This window comes from Pseudomonas sp. NFACC43 (genome assembly GCF_900119645.1).
Taxonomy (GTDB): Bacteria; Pseudomonadota; Gammaproteobacteria; order Pseudomonadales; family Pseudomonadaceae; genus Aquipseudomonas.
Genome location: NZ_FPKK01000011.1, coordinates 106,766 through 128,883 on the forward strand (window position 1 = coordinate 106,766; position 22,118 = coordinate 128,883).

Sequence of the window (22,118 nt, forward strand, 5' to 3'; positions counted from 1 at the left end):
TGTCAGTGAGGGCGCTATCGCGAGCAGGCTCGCTCCCACAGGGATCTGTGGATAACTCTTTTTCCAGGGTTGGCAACAGATCCACTGTGGGAGCGAGCCTGCTCGCGATAGCTATCTAAGGGGCAAGGCAGGAGAACCTGCCTTGCCCCAATGGCTTAGAAGAACCCCAGCGGATTGATGTCGTAGCTCACCAGCAGGTTCTTGGTCTGCTGGTAGTGGTCGAGCATCATCTTGTGGGTTTCACGGCCGACACCGGACTTCTTGTAGCCACCGAACGCGGCGTGGGCCGGGTACAGGTGGTAGCAGTTGGTCCAGACGCGCCCGGCCTTGATGGCCCGGCCCATGCGGTAGGCCCGGTTGATGTCGCGGGTCCACAGGCCGGCACCGAGGCCGAACTCGGTGTCGTTGGCGATGGCCAGGGCTTCGGCTTCGTCCTTGAAGGTGGTGATGCTCACCACCGGGCCGAAGATTTCTTCCTGGAACACGCGCATCTTGTTGGTGCCCTTGAGCAGGGTCGGCTGGATGTAATAACCGCTGGCCAGGTTGCCCTCGAGTTTTTCCACCGCGCCGCCGGTGAGCAATTGCGCGCCTTCGCCCTTGGCGATCTCCAGGTACGAGAGGATCTTGTCGAACTGCTGCTCCGAAGCCTGGGCGCCGACCATGGTGTCGGTGTCCAGTGGGTCGCCGCGCTTGATCTGTTCGATTTTCTTCATCACCACTTGCATGAATTCGTCGTAGATCGACTCCTGCACCAGGGCACGGGAAGGGCAGGTGCAGACTTCGCCCTGGTTGAAGAACGCCAGCACCAGGCCCTCGGCGGCTTTTTCGATGAAGCTTGGCTCAGCCTGCATGATGTCTTCGAAGAAGATGTTCGGCGACTTGCCGCCCAGTTCCACGGTGGACGGGATGATGTTCTCGGCGGCGCATTTCATGATGTGCGAGCCCACCGGGGTGGAGCCGGTGAAGGCGATCTTGGCGATGCGCTTGCTGGTGGCCAGGGCTTCACCCGCTTCCTTGCCGAAGCCTTGCACCACGTTGAGCACGCCGGGCGGCAGCAGGTCGCCGATCAGTTCCATGAGCACGCAGATGCCCAGAGGGGTTTGCTCGGCCGGCTTGAGCACCACGCAGTTACCGGCGGCCAGGGCCGGGGCCAGTTTCCAGGCGGCCATCAGCAGTGGGAAGTTCCACGGGATGATCTGCCCGACCACGCCCAGTGGCTCATGGATGTGATAGGCCACGGTGTTGCCATCGATCTCGGCGGCCGCCCCTTCCTGCGCCCGCAGGCAGCCGGCGAAGTAGCGGAAATGATCCGCTGCCAGGGGGATGTCGGCGTTGAGGGTCTCGCGTACGGCCTTGCCGTTGTCCCAGGATTCGGTGATCGCCAGGGTCTCGAGGTTCTGTTCGATGCGGTCGGCGATCTTCAGCAGGATCAGCGAGCGCGCCTGGGCCGACGTGGCGCCCCAGGCATCAGCGGCAGCATGGGCGGCGTCCAGGGCCTTTTCGATGTCTTCGGCCGTGGAGCGCGGGAATTCGGCAATGGGCTGGCCATTGACCGGGGAAGTATTGGTGAAGTACTGACCTTTGACAGGCGCGACGAACTCGCCGCCGATGTAGTTACCGTATTTGCTCTTGAACGAAACGATAGCGCCTTCAGTACCGGGGTGAGCGTAACGCATGATGAGTTCTCCTTGGCTTTTGTGCTTATACGGGAGGCCGCGCAAATCGAGCGCCGGTATTTAAGCCTAGAGCAAAGGTTGGGCCATTGCCTTGCAAGGCCCGTAAACCAAGACTTCAGGAGGAGTTCGTCGGACAAACGGATGGCTGGTGTGACGATAGCGATACGGCGGGTGTGACACTTTGTGCCATGGGTGAGACAGTCTGTGACTGCCGGGTCTCGCCAGCATTGCATTGCCGGTTGGGCTGGAGGATGCTGGGGCATGCGCCAGATGGCCTGCCGAACACCGTTATGGCGAAGGGGTATCTTTTGGTGAGTGGATGTACCTGTGGCGAGGGATCTATCCCCTCGCCACAGGTTAAGTGCCAGCCCCGGGGTCAAGTGCCCAACCAGGTTCAAGCGTCACGTACAGGTTAAGTGTCAGATAAAGCATCAGGTGTCCGGACCGTTACTCCAACAAGGCCGCAACCTTCGGGGAGAATAATAAGAAATGCACAGCAACCATTTGACCCGCCATGCCCAGCAAGTCTTCACGGTCACCCAGGGTAAGGCCCATTTGCAGGGCCCTGGCAGCGATCCATCGATCGCCCGTTCCTGGCTGCGCTGCCTGGAGGATTATCACCTCGACCCGGCCCAGAACCTGGCGCCGACGGTGCTCGAGCATGGCCGGGTGCTGGAGAGCCGCGAGCGCCTGCAGCAGGTGCTGCATATCGCCGGCACGGAAATGACCAGCCTGCACCAGCAACTCTCCGGCGCCGGTCATGCGGTGCTGCTCACCGACGCCCGGGGGGTGATCCTCAATTGCGTCACCGCTCCCAGCGAACGCAAGATCTTCGAACGGGCCGGTCTCTGGCTCGGCGCCGACTGGAGCGAAGCCTGCGAAGGCACCAACGGCATCGGCACCTGCCTGGTGGAGCGCCAGGCCCTGACCATCCACCAGGAAGAACATTTTCGCGGTCGCCATACCGGCCTGACCTGCTCGGCGAGCCCGGTCTTCGACCCGCACGGCGAACTGATGGCGGTGCTCGACGTGTCCTCGGCCCGGCCCGACGTGTCGCGCCAGAGCCAGTTCCACACCATGGCGCTGGTCAACCTGTCGGCGAAGATGATCGAGAGCTGCTACTTCCTGCGTTGCTTCGACGATCAATGGCTGTTGCGCTTCCATTTGCAAGCCGAATCCGTGGGCCTGTTCAGCGAAGGGCTGCTGGCTTTCGATGGCGAAGGGCGGATCCGCGCGGTCAACCAGAGCGCCCTGAACCTGCTTGGGCACATGCGCGGTGGCTTGATCGGTCAGCGGGTCGAGGACTTTTTCGACTGTTCCCTGGACGAATTGCTGGGCCGGGCCAGTCCCCAGGCCAGCGCCAGTTGGCCACTGCGCAGCCGAGATGGGCGGCATCTGTTCGCTGTCTTGCGTGGCCAGGCGCGCAGCGTGCCGGTGCCGATCGCGCCGGCGCTCAAGGCCATCGAACCCGCGCGGGCGTCGGGGATCTGCCTGGGGGATACGACGCTTCAGGAGCATTTTCGCAAGGCGCTGCGGGTGTTCGAACGCGACGTGCCGCTGCTGATCCATGGCGAAACCGGCTCCGGCAAGGAGGCGTTCGCCAAGGCCGTGCACCACGCCAGCCAGCGCGCCGGCAAGCATTTTGTCGCCCTCAACTGCGCGGCCATCCCGGAAAGCCTGATCGAGAGCGAACTGTTCGGTTATCGCGGCGGCAGTTTCACCGGGGCCCGCAAGGAAGGCATGCGCGGCAAGCTGCAGCAGGCCGACGGCGGAACGTTGTTCCTGGACGAGATCGGCGACATGCCCCTGGCCTTGCAGACCCGGCTGTTGCGCGTGCTTGAAGACCGCCAGGTGGTGCCCATTGGCGGCGAGCCCGAGCCTGTCAACGTGCGCATCATCAGCGCAACTCACCGGCAATTGCTCGAGCGGGTCCGGGATGGCAGCTTCCGCGAGGACCTGTATTACCGGCTCAACGGCCTGGAGATTGCCTTGCCGCCATTGCGCGAGCGCAGCGACAAGGCCCAGTTGCTGGATTTCCTGCTGGCCGAAGAGGCTGGTGCCGACACGATCAACCTCGATGAACCGGCACGCCAGGCGTTGCTGGGGTTCGACTGGCCGGGCAATGTGCGGCAGTTGCGCAATGTCCTGCGCACCCTGGCCGCGTTGTGCGAAGGCGGGCGGATCGGCCTGGAAGACTTGCCGGCGATGATCCGCCAGCGCCCGGTTGCCGTGGTCGAAACGGTGGCAGAACGGCCCCTGGAAGATGCCGAGCGCCTGGCGTTGCTCGATGCCCTGGAGCGTCAGCGCTGGCACATGACCCACACGGCGGAACAACTGGGGATCAGCCGCAATACCCTTTACCGAAAATTGCGTAAACACGCCATCGCCCGCTGAGCCGCAGCGCATCTACCCTGAAGGAATGCAGTCAACTGTGGGAGCGAGCCTGCTCGCGATGGCGGCGGCACCTCCAGCATCAACGCAAGTTGACCCACCGCTATCGCGAGCAGGGGGTATGGGCTGTTTGCAAGTCTGGCAGGCACCTGTAAGGCGGCGTGAGATCGAAACACAAGGTGCGATTTCCCCCTCCCTAGGCTAACCTGCGGCCATGTTTTACGAGGTCGACTATGCACATCCATATTCTCGGTATTTGCGGCACTTTCATGGGTTCGATGGCGGTCCTGGCCAAGGAGCTGGGCCATCACGTGACTGGCTCCGACGCCAACGTCTACCCACCGATGAGCACCCAGCTGGAAGCCCAGGGCATCGAACTGACCCAGGGCTATGACCCGGCGCAACTGGACCCCGCGCCGGACCTGGTGGTCATCGGCAACGCCATGTCCCGTGGCAACCCGGCGGTGGAATACGTGCTCAACAAGGGCCTGCCCTATGTGTCGGGGCCGCAGTGGCTGGCCGACCATGTGCTGCAGGGCCGTTGGGTCCTGGCAGTGGCCGGCACCCACGGCAAGACCACCACCAGCAGCATGCTGGCCTGGGTCCTGGAGCACGCCGGCATGAGCCCGGGCTTCTTGATCGGCGGCGTGCCGCAGAATTTCTCGGTATCGGCGCGCCTGGGCGGCACGCCGTTTTTCGTGATCGAGGCGGACGAATACGACAGCGCGTTCTTCGACAAACGCTCGAAGTTCGTCCATTACCGTCCCCGCACGGCGATTCTCAACAACCTTGAATACGATCATGCGGACATCTTCCCTGATCTGGCCGCCATCGAACGGCAGTTCCATCACTTGGTACGTACCATCCCGAGCGAAGGCCTGGTCATCCACCCCACCACCGAACCGGCCTTGCAGCGCGTCATCGAGATGGGCTGCTGGACCCCGGTGCAGACCACCGGCGCGGGCGGGCAGTGGCAAGTGAAATTGCTCAGCGAAGATGGCTCGCAGTTCGAGGTCATGTTTGAAGGCCAATCCCAGGGTGTGGTGGAGTGGGCGTTGACCGGCCAGCACAACGTCGCCAACGCCCTGGCGACACTGGCGGCGGCCCGGCATGTCGGTGTGGTGCCTTCCATGGGCATCGCCGCATTGAGCGCATTCAAGAGCGTCAAGCGGCGTATGGAGATAGTCGCCCAAGTGCGCGGCATCACCCTCTATGACGACTTCGCCCACCACCCGACCGCCATCGCCACCACCCTCGACGGTTTGCGCAAGCGCATCGGCGATGCGCCGTTGATTGCCATTATCGAGCCGCGCTCCAACTCCATGAAGCTTGGTGCGCACCGTGATGGCCTGCCCGAAAGCGTGGTGGATGCCGATCAGGTGATCTGGTACTCACCGGCCAACCTCGGTTGGGACCTGGGAGCCACTGCGGCGTTGTGCACGGTGCCGTCGATTGTCAGCGATTCCCTGGAAGGCATCATCGAGCGCGTGAAGAGCCAGGCACAGCCCGGCACGCACGTGGTCATCATGAGCAACGGTGGCTTTGGCGGCCTGCATGGCAAACTGGCCGAGGCGCTCAAATGAATACTCGCCTGGGGGACAATGGCCCCGAACGCATCACACTGGCAATGACTGGAGCTTCCGGCGCCCAGTACGGCTTGCGCCTGCTCGATTGCCTGGTGCGGGAAGATCGCGAGGTGCACTTCCTCATCTCCAAGGCGGCGCAACTGGTGATCGCCACCGAGACCGACGTGAGCCTCCCGGCCAAGACCCAGATGATGCAGGCGTTCCTCACCGAATACACGGGAGCTGCGGCGGGGCAGATCCGTGTGTACGGCAAGGAGGACTGGATGTCGCCGGTGGCTTCCGGCTCCGGCGCGCCGGCGGCGATGGTGGTGGTGCCGTGTTCCACCGGAACCCTGTCGGCGATCGCCACCGGTGCCTGCAACAACCTGATCGAGCGGGCCGCGGACGTGACGCTCAAGGAGCGCCGGCAGTTGATCCTGGTGCCTCGGGAGGCGCCGTACTCGAGTATTCATCTGGAGCATATGCTCAAGCTGTCGAACATGGGCGTAACCATCCTGCCGGCTTCCCCCGGGTTTTATCACCAGCCGCAGACCATCGACGACCTGATCGATTTCGTGGTCGCGCGAGTCCTCAATCTGCTGAACATTCCCCAGGACATGTTGCCGCGTTGGGGGGAGCATCATTTGAGCAGCGATGAATAAGCTGCTGGTCCTGGCGCTGGCGCTGCAACTGGCCGGCTGTGCCACCGCTCGTACCCTCGACGCCGCCAAGCCTGGTGCGCCGGTGGTATATGCCGGGACGCGGCTGGATCTCTATGCCCTCAATGGCGGTTGTTGCGCCAAGGACCGCTTCGGCGCCGAGGCCCCGCGCTATCCAGGCGTCGACCTGCCGGCCAGTGCGTTGCTCGACACCCTGTTGCTGCCGCTGTCGTTGTTCACGGCAATGGGCGTGGGGTTCCAGGCGACTGGCGGGATGTAGGGCTCAGAAGAGGTAGCTGCACGAAAGCACTCCCGTGGCGAGGGGATTTATCCGCGCTGGGCTGCGCAGCAGTCCCAAAACCGCAACAGGCGTATATCAGGCCGATCGAGCTGGCTGCCTTGGGGCCGCGTCGCGGCCCAGCGGGGATGAGTCCCCTCGCCACAATTGCCTCGCACCACAAGCGCTTGGCTTGGATACGGGGCCGCTTGCCCAGCCTACTTGCCCAGCTTGCGCAACTCATCCGACTCCACCACCCGCACCCCATCCTGCTCTTCCAGGGCCAGGCGCCACATGGCGCGGGCCAGTTGGCAGGCTTCGATGCCGTGGTACTTGCCCGGGATCAGCTTCGACAAGGGGCCGGCCAGTTGCTCGGCCAGGCGAGGCTCGGGCCGTTCCCCCAGCAGCAGGGAAGGCCGGCAGATGGTCAGTTGCGGCCAGTCCTGGGCCTTGAGCGCCGCTTCCATCTCGCCTTTGACCCGGTTGTAGAAGATCGACGATTTTGGATCGGCCCCCAAGGCGCTGATGACGATCAGGTGCCGGGCCCCCAGTTCCCGGGCACGCTTGGCAAACGCGACGACCAGGTCCAGGTCCACCGCGCGGAAGGCCTGTTCGGAGCCGGCTTTCTTGAGGGTCGTGCCGAGGCAGCAAAAGGCGATATCGACCTGGCCGTCGAGTCGCGGCAGTACGTCGGCCGGCTCCCCGACCGGGTTTTCCAGGCGCGGGTGCTCCGCCAATGGCCGGCGTGAAGGCGCCAGGACCCGGCTGATGGTCGGTTCGTTGAGCAACCGGTCCAGTAGGTGTTCCCCGGTCAGCCCGGTAGCGCCGGCGAGCAAGACATGCTGAGGCGTCAAGTACATGGTGTTTCCCCCTTGATACGGTTCAGCTTAGTTGCTCTTTTGGCCCTCGTCGTTCAGTGCGGTACTTTGCAATGCTTTGCGCGCCTGCTGTTTACGCAGCAGTTGCCAGTGGGAAAGCACCGTCCTGGGCGCCCAGATCTGCGGTTCGGAGGCTTCGAAATTGTCCGCCTGTTCCCGTTCGGCAACGGTGGCCTTGGCCAGCTTGAAAGCCTGTTCCAGGTCGTCGGTCTGGTTCAGTGCCTGGGCGAACAGCGCATCGCCGAAATAAGTGAAGTTGGCCTCCTCGGAACAGCCGAAGGACACCCGGTCCGCCCGGGAAGCGGTCATGATCAGGGTGCGTTCGTCCTTGAGGGCCGGAATGAAACCCCCTGAGTAGCAGGCCGAGATCACCACGATCTTGTCGCGGTTTTTCAGGGGCGCCAGCACCGCCGCCAGTTCATCGGCGGGCAGGTCGGCCAGTTCCATGCGCGGTTGGTCCAGGACCAGTTCGTGTTCGCTGGTGCCATGGCTGGTGAGGTAGATGAACACCAGGTCTTCCGGGCCGCTGCGCTCGGCCAGTGTGCGGGCGGCGCGCCGCAGGCTTTCGCGGGTGGCCATGGGACGGTCGCCCAGGTGGTCGCGATGGTTGACCAGGCGGATCTGGCCGAACGCACCGAAGCGGCTGGTGAGCATGTTGGCGACATAGTCGGATTCGCGCAGGAACACGCTCTGCTTGCCGTCGCCGCCCAGGGTCAGGCTGTAGAGCTCCACCGCTGCCGTCGAGGCGGGGATGTCGGCCAGTGCGTCGTCCAGCAGCCGGCCCTGGGCCAGCAGGCCGAGTTCGAGCACATCCGGCAGCGGTTTGCCGTCGGCGTCGCGCACCCGCTGGCCATTGGCCCAGATACCGCTCTGTACCGTGCCGTCGGTGAGCGCCAGGGTGCCGCGACCGTTATAGCTGTCGTTTTCGAACTGGCCGATGTAGAAGCTGCCATCGGGCAGGTTCAGGCGGCCCTGGCCGGTGAAACGCCATTCATTGAATTGACCGCGGTAATGGCTGCCATCGGCACCGATCAGTTCGCCCTTGCCGGTGAGGGCGCCTTCCTTGAACTGGCCGATCCAGACATCGCCATCGGCGTTTTCGTAGCGACCGCGGCCGCTGAGCTGGTTGTCCTTGAACCCGCCGACATAGACATCGCCATCGGCGCTGTTGAAGGTGCCCCGGCCTTGCAGCTGGCCGTCGACGAAGTTTCCGGTGAACTGATTGCCGGCGGCATCCAAGCGTTGGCCTTCTCCGTTGGGCTTGCCGTTGGTGAAGGGCCCCTGGTACTGGCTGCCATCGGCGAGCTCAAGGCGTCCGAGGCCTGAATACCGGTCGGCCTTGAATTCGCCGCGGTAGGTCATGCCGTTTTCCTTGAGCGTGCCTTCCCCGTCCCGCCGGCCGTGCTTGAACCCGCCGCTGTAGCTGCTGTTGGGCGTGCTCAGGCTGCCCTGGCCATGGAACAGCCCATGCTGGAACTGGCCGCGATAGACCTCGCCGTTGCTGCCGTGCCATTCTCCGTTGCCATGCCATTGGCCTTGGTCGAACTGCCCGGCGTACCAGCTGCCGTTGGGGTAGTCGACGCGCCCCTGGCCTTGCAGCACGCCGTTCACCAGCTCACCGCGGTAGCGGCCGCCATCGGGCAGGCGAGCGTCGGGCGGCAGCAGCGATTCGCCGTCGCCGCAGGCAGTCAGCAAGAGGGTCAGGGCCAAGGGAGCAAGTGAGCGCATAACGGGGATCCAGGTAATCAGGCGACGAGTATGCCGCAGCTGCGCCTTCTGGATATAGAGAAGCGGTGCGAAACTGCCTGGGCGGCTTCGCTTCCGCCTGGGTTCACACGAAGCAGAGCGACAGGGGCTCGGCGATGTAGGCCGGTTTGTCCGAACCTTCGATTTCCAGCGTGGCGGTGGCCTTGAGCAGCCATTGGCCGGGTTTTTTCTCGGTCACGTCCACCAGGTCGACCTTGAGCCGGACCCTGGAATCGACTTTCACCGGCTGGATGAAACGCACGCTGTCGAGTCCGTAGTTGACCACCATCTTCACGCCCTCGGGCAGGATCAGGATGTCTTCCATCAGCTTGGGCATCAGCGACAGCGACAGGAACCCGTGGGCAATGGTGCTGCCGAACGGGGTCTGTGCCGCCTTGACCGGATCGACGTGAATGAACTGGAAGTCACCAGTGGCTTCGGCGAACAGGTTGATGCGGTCCTGGTCGATGCTCAGCCATTCGGAACGTCCCAGTTCCTTGCCGACATAATCTTTGAGCGCTGCAACAGGCACATAGGGCATTGAGACTCTCCTTGGTTCATCGGTTTTATCTGGAGCGGGGACCTGGGTCCCCGGAGAACCACTGTAGATCAACATGACGGACCGGGCAGGTCATCGACCATGCTTTTTACGAATGCCGGACCATAGCGCGGGCATGCTTATAATGCGGGCGCATTCAATGGGGACATGTCGCGGGGGAAAGAGCGGATGCTGTTACGGGGCCTGACCTGGCTGGTGCTGTTCCAATTGCTGGGCACCGCCATCAATCACTTGTTCTTGCCGGTGCTGCCGGGGCCGATCATCGGCCTGCTGCTGTTGCTGGGTTACCTGGTCATGCGGGGCGAGGTCAGCGAGCCGCTGAGCCTGGCCGCCAGCAGCCTGTTGCGGTACCTGCCCTTGCTGCTGGTACCGCCGGCGGTGGGGGTGATGGTCTATGCCCGGGCCATCGCCGCCGACTTCTGGGCCATCGTCGGGGCGCTGACGTTGTCGCTGGTCTTCTCCGTGGCGCTGACCGGCGTGCTGATGCAGCGCCTGGCCCGGCGTCACGCTCCGGCGCCGGAGGACTCGCAATGATGCTCGATTGGCAAGGCGCCTGGACCTCGGTGATCCATCATCCACTGTTTGGCATCGGCATCACCCTGGGTGCCTATCAACTGGTGCTGGCAGCGTTCGAAAAGACCCGCTGGATATTCCTGCAACCGGTGTTGATGTCGATGCTGGTGCTGATCGGTGTGCTGGTCGGTTGCGGCATCAGCTACGCCGAATACCGCAAGAGCACCGAGATCCTCAGCATCCTGCTGGGCCCGGCCACGGTCGCCCTGGCGGTGCCGCTGTATTTGAACCTGCGGCGGATCCGGCAATTGTTCTGGCCGATTTTTACTACGCTGGTGATAGGCGGAGTGTTCGCCACCGGGTCCGCAGTGCTGCTGGGGTGGGCGTTGGGGGCCGAGCATATGATCCTGATGACCATGGCGCCCAAGTCGGTGACATCGCCGATCGCCATGCTGGTGGCCGAGCAGATCGGCGGCGTGGCGGCCATGGCCGCGGTGTTCGTGCTGATCACCGGCGTGCTGGGGGCGATCCTGGGGCCGGGCATCCTGGACCGCCTGGGCGTGCGCAGCCCTGAGGCGCGGGGCATGGCGTTGGGCCTGACGGCCCATGCGGTGGGCACTTCGGTGGCATTGCAGGAAAGCGAGGAGTCCGGAGCCTTCGCGGCGCTGGCGATGAGCCTGATGGGCGTGGCCACGGCGGTGCTGCTGCCGCTGGTTGTATCGATGACCGTCTAAGGAACTGGGTTATGACGTTGCCGCTTTTCCCGTTGAACACGGTGCTGTTTCCCGGGTGCATCCTCGATCTGCAGATTTTCGAGGCGCGCTACCTCGACATGATCGGCCGCTGCATGAAGCAAGGTGAGGGGTTCGGGGTGGTGTGCATCCTCGATGGCCAGGAAGTCGGTATCGCGCCGCAAGGCTACGCGCGGGTCGGCTGTGAAGCGCGGATCACCGACTTTTCCCAGCAGGACAACGGCCTGCTGGGGATTCGCGTACAGGGCGCACGCCGCTTCATCGTGCACAGCAGCACGGTGCAGCCGGATCAACTGACGGTCGCTGAAGTGGAGTGGCTGGAGGAAGAGCCGGAGCAACCGTTGCAGGACGAGGACGCCGACCTGGTGGCGTTGCTCAAGGCCCTGGCCGAGCATCCGATGGTCGAGGCGCTGAACATGGGCACCGAAGCGACCGGCCAGCAATCGCTGGCCAACCAACTGGCCTACCTGCTGCCGTTCAATGAGCTGGACAAGCTCGACCTGCTGCAGCTCGACGATCCCCAGCAGCGCCTGGACGCCATCCAGGCCTTGCTCGACGAGTTGCAGGGCGAACTCTTCGCCTGACGCCACCAGACAGCACCGATCCCCTGTGGATGCGAGCTTGCTCTGGATTGCCTAATAGGCATACCGCAGCATCCCATGGGGCAGGTGTCGCAATGCAAAGAAGCTGAACCCCGCCACCAGGGCCGGCAGGACCAGCCACCAGATCTTCGGCGGCATGGCCTGCAGCGGCGCCTGGCGCTGGCTCAGCCACAGCATGGCGGCGCAGACGCAGGCGGCGAGCATGGCGCCAGCCAGGATGTCGCTCGGCCAGTGGACGCCGAGGTATACCCGTGACAGCGCGATGGCCAGGGCCGGCATGCAGCCCAGCAACAGCCAGGTCAGGCGCAGGCGCGGCGGCTGGCCACGCCCGGCCAGGACGGCGAGGGCCAGGAACATCGCGAACGAGCCGGAGGCATGGCCGCTGGGCATGCTGTAGCTGGTCAGGGGTTCGGTGAGGATTTCCGGACGCATGCGGGCGAAGAAATGCTTGAGTCCGGTATTGGCCAAGGCGGTGATCAGCATCGTCGAGCCGGCGAAGATTGCCTGTCGCCATTGACGTGCCACCAGCAGCAGGACGGTAAGCAGTACGCTGAAAATCAGCATGTAGCGGAATTCGCCGATCAGCGTGAAGGTCACGGCGATTTCATCCAGGTTCGGGCTGCGATGCTCCTGGACCAGCGCCATCAGGCCCTGGTCGAAGGCGCTCAGGTAGCGGAACCCGATGAACAGGCCGATCAGGATCACCAGGCCCAGGCCGGCGATCAATGCCGCGGCATGTCGATGGCGGCGCAGGCTGCTGTTGACGCTCAAGCCGATCATCACGGCGATGCTGCCGATAACCACGCCGGCCTGGGGCCAGAAGCCTTCGGGCAGCGGCAGGCGAAACGCCGCCCCGGTGGCCCAGCCCGGCAGCAGGTACGCCACGCTCCAGCCCGCTGCGGCCAGCAGGCTGACGGCGGCAAAGCGCGGGAACGGCATGTCGCACATCCCGGCCACCATCGGCAGCATCGGCCTCAGCGGGCCGATGAAGCGGCCCACCAGCAGACTGGCGATGCCGTAGCGCTGGAAATAGTTTTCCGCGGCGCTCATCCATTCCGGGTGATGGCGCAGCCCCGGCAGGCGCCGGATGTTCTGGTGGAAGTGCCGCCCCAGGAAATACGACACCAGGTCCCCGAGCAAGCCCCCCAGCAGGCCCAGCAGCAACGTCTCGCCCAGGGACAGCGCGCCGCTGCCGGCCAGCACCGCCACCGCAAACAGCAGCACGGTACCCGGCACGATCAGCCCGGCGATTGCCAGGCATTCCACACATGCAACGATGAATACTGCTACCGCAAGCCATTGCGGGTTGGCGGCCAGCCATCCTGTGATGCTATCGAGCCATGGGCCCATAAGAACAACTCCGTTGAAAAGTGATCGGCATGCAACCTTTCCTGCTCCGGGCCCTTGCGGGAGCGAGAGACCGTGGTCACCGAGACCCTTGTGGGAGCGAGCTTGCTCGCGATGGCGGTGGGTCAGTCAGCCCCCCATTCTGCTGATCCGACGCTATCGCGAGCAAGCTCGCTCCCCCAGGGTTCGGCGGTGCTGTGTTCATCCAAGCAAAAAATAGTCGCGACCTTCGACCTGGCCGCGTCGCAACGGGTTGCGAGTGCACCAGGGGGCATAGGCCGCATCGACGAAGCGATAGGGCAAGTGTTCGTCGCGCCCCAATGGGATGCCCAGGCGGGTGGTCTGGATCACATTGACTGTCGGTACGCCCACGTCCTCCACCAGCAGGCGTTCGGGGTCGAAGCGCCTGGCATCCCAGTCCGGCACTTTCAGACCCAGGGCCTTGCACAGCAGGGTCTGGCCGGCGCAGAGCTTTTGCGGCGTGCGCGGGCGACCCTGGGCGTCGGGGTTGTTGAGCACCATCTGTGCCAGGCTCTGGGGTCCGGAAATGCCATCGACCCAAGGGTAGGCCGATTTGATCAACACGGCGTTACCCGGGCCCTGTGCGCTGAAGTTCAGCGAATCGCCGCCCCGGGCGTAGTACATATAGATGTGTCCGCCATCCAGAAACAAAGCCTTACGTTTTTCCGTGTAGCCCAGCGAGGCGTGGCTGCCTTTTTCGGCAAAGTAATACGCCTCGGTCTCGATGATCCGCGCGCTGAGCCACAGTTCGCCAACCTTGTGGCGGATGACTTTGCCCAGCAGGTCCTGGGCCAGTACCTGGGCGTCGCGATCGAAGAAGGCGTGGGGCAGGGCAGTGGGCGTAGAAGGCGAGTCGGTCATGACGATGGACGAAGTGAGGCCAAAGGAAGCGCGATGATAGCAATGCCAATCTTAATCACCGCTGAACAGGTGAAATTTGTGCCGGTTTTGTGCTTCCGCCGGTCACCGCTGCGAGTCCACGCTGTTAGTCGAGGGATACGACAGTTATAATCTGCCGCTTTCTCCCTCGCCAAGACCACACAGACCATGACTGAGTCCGTTCTTGACTACATGACCCGCCTGGGTCGCGCCGCTCGCGAAGCGTCGCGCATCATCGGCCGGGCCAGCACCGCGCAGAAAAACCGCGCCCTGCAGGCCGCCGCCAATGCGCTGGACGCTGCGCGCGCCGAGCTGTCCGCCGCCAACGAGCTGGACCTGGCCGCCGGCCGGGCCAACGGCCTCGAGCCGGCCATGCTCGAGCGTCTGGCGCTGACGCCGGCCCGCATCGACGGCATGATCGTCGGTCTGCGCCAGGTCGCGGCGCTGCCGGATCCGGTGGGGGCGATCCGCGACATGAGCTATCGCCCGTCGGGCATCCAGGTCGGCAAGATGCGCGTGCCCCTGGGCGTGGTCGGGATCATCTACGAGTCGCGGCCGAACGTGACCATCGATGCGGCGAGCCTGTGCCTGAAGTCCGGTAACGCGACCATCCTGCGTGGCGGTTCCGAGGCGATTCATTCCAACCGTGCCATTGCCGCCTGCATCCAGCGCGGCCTGGCCGAAGCCGGCCTGCCGGCGGCCGTGGTGCAAGTGGTGGACACCACCGACCGCGCCGCTGTCGGCGCGCTGATCACCATGCCCGAGTTCGTCGATGTCATCGTGCCTCGTGGTGGCAAGGGCTTGATCGAGCGGATCAGCCGCGACGCCCGCGTGCCGGTGATCAAGCACCTGGACGGCATCTGCCACGTCTATGTCAGTGCCCACGCCGATCTGCCCAAGGCCCAGCGTATCGCCTTCAATGCCAAGACCTATCGCTATGGCATCTGCGGCGCGATGGAAACCCTGCTGGTGGACCAGGCCGTGGCCCGGGACTTCCTGCCGCCCATGGCTGCACAGTTGCGCGAAAAAGGCGTCGAGCTGCGCGGTTGCGAGCGCACCCGCGCGGTCATCGAGGCCGTTGCGGCCACCCAGGAAGACTGGGACACCGAGTACCTGGCGCCGATCCTGTCGATCCGCGTGGTCGACGGGCTGGATGAAGCCATCGAGCACATCAATCGCCACGGCTCGCACCACACCGACTCGATCGTCAGCGAGCACCAGGGCGAAACCCGGCGCTTCGTGGCCGAGGTGGACTCGGCGTCGGTGATGATCAATACCCCGACCTGCTTCGCCGACGGTTTCGAATACGGGTTGGGTGCCGAGATCGGCATTTCTACTGATAAGCTGCACGCCCGCGGCCCGGTGGGCCTCGAAGGCCTGACCTGCGAGAAGTACATTGTGGTCGGTGACGGCCAGTTGCGCGGACAGGAGCCGGTCTGACTTGGGCGATCTCGACCCGGCAGTCGCTGCGACGATGACAACCGCGCCCCGGCGCATCGGCATCCTGGGCGGCACGTTCGATCCGGTGCACATCGGCCATTTGCGCGGTGCGCTGGAAGTCGCCGATGCCCTGGGCCTCGATGAGCTGCGCCTGACGCCCAGCGCCAGGCCGCCGCACCGGGGAACGCCGCAGGTATCGGCACAGGACCGTCTGGCGATGGTCGAGTGCGCGGTGGCAGGTGTGCCGCCGCTGGTGGTGGACGCCCGCGAATTGCAGCGGGACAAGCCGTCCTACTCCATTGACACCCTGGAGTTGATGCGTGCCGAACTGGCCGCCGATGCCCAGGTTTTCCTGCTTCTGGGCTGGGACGCATTTTGCGGCCTGCCTACTTGGCATCGCTGGGAGGAGTTGCTCCAGCATTGCCACATCCTGGTGTTGCAGCGCCCGGATGCCGACAGCGAGCCGCCGGATGCCTTGCGCAACCTGCTGGCGGCCCGCTCGGTGAGCGACCCGCTGGCCCTGAAGGGGCCGAGCGGACAGATTGCATTCGTCTGGCAGACGCCGCTCGCGGTATCCGCCACCCAGATCCGTCAACTGCTGGCCAGCGGTAAGTCGGTACGTTTCCTGGTGCCCGACGCGGTCCTGGCCTACATCGATGCGCACGGGCTGTACCGTGCGTCGAACTGAACAAGGCGTGCTTCACTGTTACGAAGCGCCCGAACATATGAGCAAAACGAGTTTTATATGACGAACAAAGACACCGTAATCGAGAACCCGATGGTCAAAGTGATCGTCGATGCCCTGGAAGACGTGAAGGCCCAGGACATCCAGGTTCTGGATGTTCGCGAAAAGCAAAGCATCACCGACTACATGATCATCGCCACCGGTACCTCCAATCGCCAGATCAACGCGATGCTGGAAAAGGTCCGTGAAGAGGTGAAGAAAAAGGGCCTCAAGCCTCTGGGCGAAGAAGGCAAGGGCGACAGCGATTGGGTACTGCTGGACCTGGACATCGCCATCGTGCACATGATGACCGCCTCGGCACGCCAGTTCTACGACCTGGAGCGCCTGTGGGCCGGTGCCGAGCAGAGCCGTGCGGCCGATGCCCGTCACCACAGCCCGGAAAACACCCATGAGCACTTCACCAAGCTCAACAAAGACCAGCAATAAGGGACCGCTGTGCGACTGCGCCTGATCGCCGTCGGTTCCCGCATGCCCAAGTGGGTCGAAGAGGGCTGGCATGAATATGCCAAGCGTCTTCCGTCCGAGCTGGCCCTGGAACTGGTGGAAATTCCGCTCAACACCCGTGGCAAGAACGCCGACGTGGCGCGCTTCATCCGCCAGGAAGGCGAAGCCATGCTGGCCAAGGTCGGGCCGAACGAGCGGATCGTCACCCTGGAGGTCCATGGCAAGCCCTGGAGCACCGAGCAACTGGCGGTGGAGCTCGATCGCTGGCGGCTGGATTCGCGCACGGTGAACTTCATGGTCGGCGGTCCGGAAGGGCTGGCGCCGGAAGTCTGTGCCCGGGCCGACCAGCGCTGGTCGTTGTCGCCCCTGACGTTGCCGCACCCGCTGGTGCGGATCCTGATCGGTGAACAGCTGTATCGTGCCTGGACAGTCCTGTCCGGGCATCCTTACCACAAGTAATCCAGCCCTCATGCCCCAGCCGATCCGCATCAAGGACCACGAAAAAGACGCCCGCCTGGTGCGCAGTCGCGTCGTGTTCGGTGCCATCACTGTGGTGGCGCTGATTGGCGTGCTGATTGCGCGGCTCTATTTCCTGCAGGTCATCCAGTACGACTATCACTCCACACTGTCGGAAAACAACCGGGTGCATGTCCAGCCGATTCCGCCGACTCGCGGGCTGATCTTCGACCGCAATGGCGTGGTGGTGGCCGATAACCGGCCCAGCTTCAGCCTGAGCATGACCCGCGAGCGTTCCGGCGACTGGCAGAAGGTGCTCGACGTGATCGTCGAAGTGCTGCAGCTCACGCCCGAGGACCGGGCCATCTTCGAGAAACGCATGCGCCAGGGGCGGCGGCCGTTCGAGCCGGTGCCGATCCTGTTCGAGCTGACCGAGGAACAGATCGCCCTGATCGCGGTGAACCAGTTCCGCCTGCCCGGCGTCGAGGTGGTGGCACAGTTGGTCCGGCATTATCCCCAGGGGCCGCACTTTGCCCACTCGGTGGGCTACATGGGGCGGATCAACGAGAAAGAGCTCAAGACCCTCGACCCGGTCAACTACAGCGGTACGCACCACATCGGCAAGACCGGCATCGAGCGCTTCTACGAGGCCGAGCTGCATGGCCAGGTGGGCTACGAGGAAGTCGAGACCAACGCCCGGGGCCGCGTGCTGCGGGTGCTCAAGCGCACCGACCCGATTCCCGGCAAGGACATCGTGCTGAGCCTGGACATCAAGTTGCAGGAAGCCGCCGAAGCGGCGCTGGGCGGGCGGCGGGGGGCCGTGGTGGCGCTGGACCCCAACACCGGTGAAGTCCTGGCGATGGTCAGCCAGCCGAGTTTCGATCCGAACCTGTTCGTCACCGGCATCAGTTTCAAGGCCTACGCCGAGCTGCGCGACTCCATCGACCGGCCGCTGTTCAACCGTGTGCTGCGCGGTCTTTATCCCCCGGGTTCCACCATCAAGCCCGCGGTGGCGATTGCCGGCCTCGACGCCGGGGTGGTGACCGCCTCGAGCCGGGTCTATGACCCTGGCTACTACATGCTGCCCAACTACGATCACAAGTACCGCAACTGGAACCGTACCGGCGACGGTTACGTGGATCTGGAAACGGCCATCATGCGTTCCAACGACACCTACTTCTACGACCTGGCCCACAAGCTGGGGATCGACCGGCTGTCGTCCTACATGACCAAGTTCGGGATCGGCCAGAAAGTCTCCCTGGACATGTTCGAGGAGTCGCCGGGCCTGATGCCGTCCCGGGAATGGAAGCGGGCGACCCGCCGCCAGGCGTGGTTCCCGGGTGAAACCCTGATCCTGGGGATCGGCCAGGGCTACATGCAGGCCACGCCGTTGCAACTGGCCCAGGCCACGGCCCTGGTGGCCAGCAAGGGCAAATGGCACCGTCCGCACCTGGCCAAGACCATCGAGGGCCAGACCCCCGTGGACCCGGATCCGATGCCGGACATCATCCTGCGCAATCCGTCGGACTGGCAGAAGGTCAACAACGGCATGCAGCAAGTGATGCATGGCGCCCGGGGCACGGCGCGCAAGGCGGCCATCGGCTCGCCGTACCGGATCGCCGGCAAGAGCGGTACAGCCCAGGTGGTCGCCATCAAGCAGGGCGAGAAGTACGACCGTTCCAAGGTCCAGGAGCGCCATCGCGACCACGCCCTGTTCGTCGGTTTTGCCCCGGCCGAGAACCCCAAGATCGTCGTGTCGGTGATGGTGGAGAACGGTGAGTCCGGTTCCGGCGTCGCCGCGCCGGTGGTGCGTCAGGTCATGGACGCCTGGCTGCTGGATGAGCACGGTCAGCTCAAGCCTGAATTCGCAAGCCCTATCAGCGCGGAGGCTACGGCCCGTGAAGAGTAATTTCGACCGGATCCTCTCCAGCGAAGACGTTATGCGCCGTCGCGCCACCCTGCTGCAACGCATGCACATCGATGGGCCATTGCTCATCCTGCTGCTCATCCTGGCCGCCGGCAGCCTGTTCGTGCTGTATTCGGCCAGCGGCAAGAGCTGGGACCTGCTGGCCAAGCAGGCCACTTCGTTCGGTATCGGCCTGGTGTCGATGATCGTCATCGCCCAGTTGGAGCCGCGCTTCATGGCACGCTGGGTGCCCCTGGCCTATGTCGTCGGCGTGAGCCTGCTGATCGTCGTGGACGTGATGGGCCACAACGCCATGGGCGCCACGCGCTGGATCAACATTCCCGGGGTGATCCGCTTCCAGCCTTCGGAATTCCTGAAGATCATCATGCCGGCGACCATCGCCTGGTACCTGTCCAAGCGCTCCCTGCCGCCGCAACTCAAGCATGTGTGTATCAGCCTGTTGCTGATCGGCATCCCGTTCATCCTCATCGTGCGCCAGCCGGACCTGGGCACGTCGCTGCTGATCCTGGCCGGCGGCGCCTTCGTGCTGTTCATGGGCGGGCTGCGCTGGCGCTGGATCCTGAGCGTGATCGCCGCCGCCGTGCCGGTGTCGGTGGCCATGTGGTACTTCGTGATGCACGACTACCAGAAGCAGCGGGTCCTGACGTTCCTGGACCCGGAGAGCGACCCGCTGGGCACCGGTTGGAACATCATCCAGTCCAAGGCGGCCATCGGCTCGGGCGGTGTGTTCGGCAAGGGCTGGCTGATGGGCACCCAGTCGCACCTGGACTTCCTGCCGGAAAGCCACACCGACTTCATCATCGCGGTGATGGGCGAGGAGTTCGGCCTGGTGGGCATCTGCCTGCTGCTGCTGATCTACCTGCTGCTGATCGGCCGGGGGCTGGTCATCACTGCCCAGGCCCAGACCCTGTTCGGCAAGTTGCTGGCGGGCAGCCTGACCATGACGTTTTTTGTTTATGTTTTCGTCAACATCGGTATGGTCAGTGGCTTGTTGCCCGTGGTGGGGGTGCCGTTGCCCTTCATTAGCTACGGAGGAACTTCGCTGGTGACGCTACTGTCAGCGTTTGGGGTTTTGATGTCGATTCATACACACCGCAAGTGGATCGCTCAGGTTTGAATAAGGTGAAGAGTTCAATGCAAGCAATGCGTGGCTGGTCGACGCGACATGTTCCGTGGATCGGCCTGGTCGGCTTCCTGGGCGCTGCGTCGCACGCCTTGGCCGGCGAATACGAAGGCTCGCCGCAGGTGGCCGAATTCGTCGGTGAAATGACCCGCGACTATGGCTTCGCCGGTGAGCAACTGATGGGCGTGTTCCGCGAGGCCGAGCGCAAACAGTCGATCCTCGATGCGATTTCCCGGCCCGCCGAGCGGGTCAAGCAGTGGAGCGAGTACCGGCCGATGTTCATCACCGAGGCGCGCATCGCCCGGGGCGTGGACTTCTGGCGCCAGCATGAGGCCGCCCTGGCCCGCGCGGAGCAGGAATACGGTGTGCCGGCCCAGGTCATCGTGTCCATCATCGGCGTGGAGACCTTCTTTGGCCGCAACACCGGCAACTTCCGGGTCATCGACGCCTTGTCGACCCTCGGCTTCGATTATCCGCCGCGCGCCGAGTTCTTCCGCAAGGAGTTGCGTGAATTCCTGCTGCTGGCCCGCGAAGAACAGGTCGATCCGTTGACCCTCAAGGGTTCCTACGCCGGGGCCATGGGCCTGCCGCAATTCATGCCCAGCAGTTTCCGCGCCTATGCAGTGGATTTCGACGGCGACGGCCACATCAATATATGGACCAACCCCACCGATGCCATCGGCAGCGTCGCCAGCTATTTCAAGCGTCACGGCTGGGAAGCCGGCCAGCCGGTGGTCAGCCGTGCCGACGTGCGTGGCGACCAGGTGGACCAGGGGTTGAGCGAGGGCATCGAGCCGACGAAAACCGTCGGGGAGTTGCGAGCGTTGGGCTGGTCGAGTCATGATGCGCTGCGTGATGACATGCCGGTCACCGCCATGCGCCTGGAAGGCGAACAAGGGCCCGAATACTGGATGGGCCTGAAGAATTTCTACGCGATCACGCGTTATAACCGCAGTGTGATGTACGCCATGGCCGTGCATCAGCTGTCTGAAGAGCTGGTAAAAGCACGGGGCGTCAAATAATGCGGGCATTGCCTACCTGTCAACCCCTGAAGCTCGTGGCATTGGCCGCGTTGTCGTTGCTGGTCGTCAGCTGTTCGACCAGCCGCGCGCCGGCCCAGAAGAACAGCACCGCCGTGCGTGCCACGCCGGGCCTGGACATCAACCGTGCCCACAAGGACGGCGCGCCGTGGTGGGACGTGGATGTCTCGCGCATTCCCGATGCCACGCCGACCCTGCACACCGGTCCCTACAAGGCCAACCCCTATACGGTACTGGGCAAGACCTACTTCCCGATGGCCGATTCCAAGCGTTATGTCGCTTCGGGCACGGCCTCCTGGTATGGCACCAAGTTCCACGGCCAGAACACCGCCAATGGCGAGGTGTACGACCTGTATGGCATGAGCGCGGCCCACAAGACCCTGCCGCTGCCCAGTTATGTCCGGGTAACCAACCTGGACAACAACAAGAGCGTGATCCTGCGGGTCAACGACCGCGGGCCGTTCTATTCCGACCGTATCATCGACCTGTCGTATGCGGCGGCGAAAAAACTCGGTTACGCTGAAATCGGCACCGCGCGGGTCAAGGTCGAGGGCATCGACCCGCAGGAATGGTGGGCCCAGCGAGGCCGTCCGGCGCCTTTGATGCTCAACGAGCCGAAAGTGGCGCAGAATGCGGCGCCGGCGGTGACGGCTTCCACCGGAACGGTGGAGCAGTGGACGCCTCCGCCGCAGCAGCACGCCGCGGCCGTCGTGCCGATGCAGGTCGAGGCAAAAAAAAACGCTTCTGCAACGGCGTCTGGCCAGTATCTGCAAGTGGGCGCGTTCGCCAACCCGGACGCTGCAGAACTGCTACGGTCGAAGCTGAGCACGATGGTGAGCGCTCCGGTGTTCATCAGCTCGATCGTGCGCAACCAGCAGACACTGCATCGGGTGCGCCTGGGGCCGATCGGTTCTCCGGGTGAGGTCCAGCAGGTCCAGAACAGCGTGCGCCTGGCCAATCTCGGTTCGCCGAGCCTGGTCACCGCCGAATGATTTGATTCAAGGCCCGCTTGCGGTTCGAGCGGGTCAGGTTGTTGGCTCCATGAATAACAAAAGCCCGGCAAGGGATGTGAGTGAGC

Annotated in this window: 21 protein-coding genes; 15 read left to right on the plus strand and 6 right to left on the minus strand. The window is 64.0% G+C overall.

Going from position 1 to position 22,118, the window contains the following annotated elements; genetic code table 11:
• Nucleotides 1-155: 155 nt before the first annotated feature.
• Nucleotides 156-1,676: an acetaldehyde dehydrogenase ExaC gene (locus BT179_RS19055; RefSeq protein WP_072395758.1), complete on the minus strand. Its 1,521-nt coding sequence runs from the start codon at nt 1,674-1,676 to the stop codon at nt 156-158.
• 489 nt (nt 1,677-2,165) lie between these two features.
• Here BT179_RS19055 and BT179_RS19060 point away from each other — a divergent pair, with 489 nt between their 5' ends.
• The 4 genes from BT179_RS19060 (at nt 2,166) to BT179_RS19075 (ending at nt 6,571) form a co-directional block, all read left to right on the plus strand.
• On the plus strand, nt 2,166-4,070 hold the full coding sequence (locus BT179_RS19060; RefSeq protein WP_072395771.1) for a sigma-54-dependent Fis family transcriptional regulator: 1,905 nt from the start codon (nt 2,166-2,168) through the stop codon (nt 4,068-4,070).
• Between the two features lie 230 nt (nt 4,071-4,300).
• Nucleotides 4,301-5,650, plus strand: a complete 1,350-nt coding sequence (mpl, locus tag BT179_RS19065; protein WP_072395773.1) for a UDP-N-acetylmuramate:L-alanyl-gamma-D-glutamyl-meso-diaminopimelate ligase — start codon at nt 4,301-4,303, stop codon at nt 5,648-5,650.
• A complete protein-coding gene (gene ubiX, locus BT179_RS19070; RefSeq protein ID WP_072395775.1) occupies nt 5,647-6,294 on the plus strand; it encodes a flavin prenyltransferase UbiX in 648 nt (215 codons plus the stop codon). The genes mpl and ubiX overlap by 4 nt, the downstream gene beginning before the upstream one ends.
• Nucleotides 6,287-6,571, plus strand: coding sequence for a YceK/YidQ family lipoprotein (locus BT179_RS19075; RefSeq protein ID WP_072395777.1), 285 nt, complete (start codon nt 6,287-6,289; stop codon nt 6,569-6,571). Before ubiX ends, BT179_RS19075 begins: the two co-directional genes overlap by 8 nt.
• A 215-nt stretch (nt 6,572-6,786) precedes the next feature.
• Here BT179_RS19075 and BT179_RS19080 read toward each other — a convergent pair whose 3' ends face one another.
• The 3 genes from BT179_RS19080 to BT179_RS19090 form a co-directional block, all read right to left on the minus strand.
• On the minus strand, nt 6,787-7,428 hold the full coding sequence (locus BT179_RS19080) for an oxidoreductase (protein WP_072395779.1): 642 nt from the start codon (nt 7,426-7,428) through the stop codon (nt 6,787-6,789).
• 27 nt (nt 7,429-7,455) lie between these two features.
• Complete coding sequence (locus BT179_RS19085) at nt 7,456-9,174, minus strand: C13 family peptidase (protein WP_072431402.1); 1,719 nt, start codon at nt 9,172-9,174, stop codon at nt 7,456-7,458.
• Between the two features lie 103 nt (nt 9,175-9,277).
• On the minus strand, nt 9,278-9,733 hold the full coding sequence (locus tag BT179_RS19090) for a MaoC family dehydratase (protein ID WP_072395783.1): 456 nt from the start codon (nt 9,731-9,733) through the stop codon (nt 9,278-9,280).
• Nucleotides 9,734-9,919: 186 nt separating this feature from the next.
• On the opposite strand from BT179_RS19090, the gene BT179_RS19095 reads away from it, so the two are divergent.
• The 3 genes from BT179_RS19095 to BT179_RS19105 are packed head-to-tail and all read left to right on the plus strand — an operon-like array spanning nt 9,920 to nt 11,600.
• On the plus strand, nt 9,920-10,285 hold the full coding sequence (locus BT179_RS19095) for a CidA/LrgA family protein (RefSeq protein WP_072395785.1): 366 nt from the start codon (nt 9,920-9,922) through the stop codon (nt 10,283-10,285).
• Nucleotides 10,282-10,998, plus strand: a complete 717-nt coding sequence (locus BT179_RS19100; RefSeq protein ID WP_072395787.1) for an LrgB family protein — start codon at nt 10,282-10,284, stop codon at nt 10,996-10,998. Before BT179_RS19095 ends, BT179_RS19100 begins: the two co-directional genes overlap by 4 nt.
• An 11-nt stretch (nt 10,999-11,009) precedes the next feature.
• The gene (locus tag BT179_RS19105; RefSeq protein ID WP_072395798.1) at nt 11,010-11,600 is read left to right on the plus strand and encodes an LON peptidase substrate-binding domain-containing protein; all 591 of its coding nucleotides are present in this window, start codon (nt 11,010-11,012) and stop codon (nt 11,598-11,600) included.
• 51 nt (nt 11,601-11,651) lie between these two features.
• Here the strand turns inward: BT179_RS19105 and BT179_RS19110 are convergent, their stop codons facing one another.
• Together BT179_RS19110 and BT179_RS19115 are read right to left on the minus strand one after the other, a co-directional pair.
• Entirely contained in the window at nt 11,652-12,968 is a 1,317-nt protein-coding gene (locus BT179_RS19110; protein WP_072431401.1) for a bifunctional DedA family/phosphatase PAP2 family protein, read from the minus strand.
• Between the two features lie 198 nt (nt 12,969-13,166).
• Nucleotides 13,167-13,847: a DNA-3-methyladenine glycosylase gene (locus tag BT179_RS19115; protein ID WP_072431400.1), complete on the minus strand. Its 681-nt coding sequence runs from the start codon at nt 13,845-13,847 to the stop codon at nt 13,167-13,169.
• Nucleotides 13,848-14,033: 186 nt separating this feature from the next.
• Here BT179_RS19115 and BT179_RS19120 point away from each other — a divergent pair, with 186 nt between their 5' ends.
• The 8 genes from BT179_RS19120 to BT179_RS19155 are packed head-to-tail and all read left to right on the plus strand — an operon-like array spanning nt 14,034 to nt 22,032.
• On the plus strand, nt 14,034-15,305 hold the full coding sequence (locus BT179_RS19120; protein ID WP_072395804.1) for a glutamate-5-semialdehyde dehydrogenase: 1,272 nt from the start codon (nt 14,034-14,036) through the stop codon (nt 15,303-15,305).
• 34 nt (nt 15,306-15,339) lie between these two features.
• Nucleotides 15,340-15,993, plus strand: coding sequence for a nicotinate-nucleotide adenylyltransferase (nadD, locus tag BT179_RS19125; protein ID WP_168199065.1), 654 nt, complete (start codon nt 15,340-15,342; stop codon nt 15,991-15,993).
• A gap of 57 nt (nt 15,994-16,050) precedes the next feature.
• A complete protein-coding gene (gene rsfS, locus BT179_RS19130; RefSeq protein ID WP_072395809.1) occupies nt 16,051-16,476 on the plus strand; it encodes a ribosome silencing factor in 426 nt (141 codons plus the stop codon).
• 9 nt (nt 16,477-16,485) lie between these two features.
• Nucleotides 16,486-16,953, plus strand: a complete 468-nt coding sequence (rlmH, locus tag BT179_RS19135; RefSeq protein ID WP_003185785.1) for a 23S rRNA (pseudouridine(1915)-N(3))-methyltransferase RlmH — start codon at nt 16,486-16,488, stop codon at nt 16,951-16,953.
• 10 nt (nt 16,954-16,963) lie between these two features.
• On the plus strand, nt 16,964-18,859 hold the full coding sequence (gene mrdA, locus BT179_RS19140) for a penicillin-binding protein 2 (RefSeq protein ID WP_072395811.1): 1,896 nt from the start codon (nt 16,964-16,966) through the stop codon (nt 18,857-18,859).
• Nucleotides 18,860-18,890: 31 nt separating this feature from the next.
• Entirely contained in the window at nt 18,891-19,994 is a 1,104-nt protein-coding gene (gene rodA, locus BT179_RS19145) for a rod shape-determining protein RodA (protein WP_165887857.1), read from the plus strand.
• A 17-nt stretch (nt 19,995-20,011) separates the two neighbouring features.
• Complete coding sequence (gene mltB, locus BT179_RS19150; RefSeq protein WP_072395815.1) at nt 20,012-21,022, plus strand: lytic murein transglycosylase B; 1,011 nt, start codon at nt 20,012-20,014, stop codon at nt 21,020-21,022.
• On the plus strand, nt 21,022-22,032 hold the full coding sequence (locus tag BT179_RS19155; protein ID WP_072395824.1) for a septal ring lytic transglycosylase RlpA family protein: 1,011 nt from the start codon (nt 21,022-21,024) through the stop codon (nt 22,030-22,032). The genes mltB and BT179_RS19155 overlap by 1 nt, the downstream gene beginning before the upstream one ends.
• Nucleotides 22,033-22,118 lie beyond the last annotated feature (86 nt).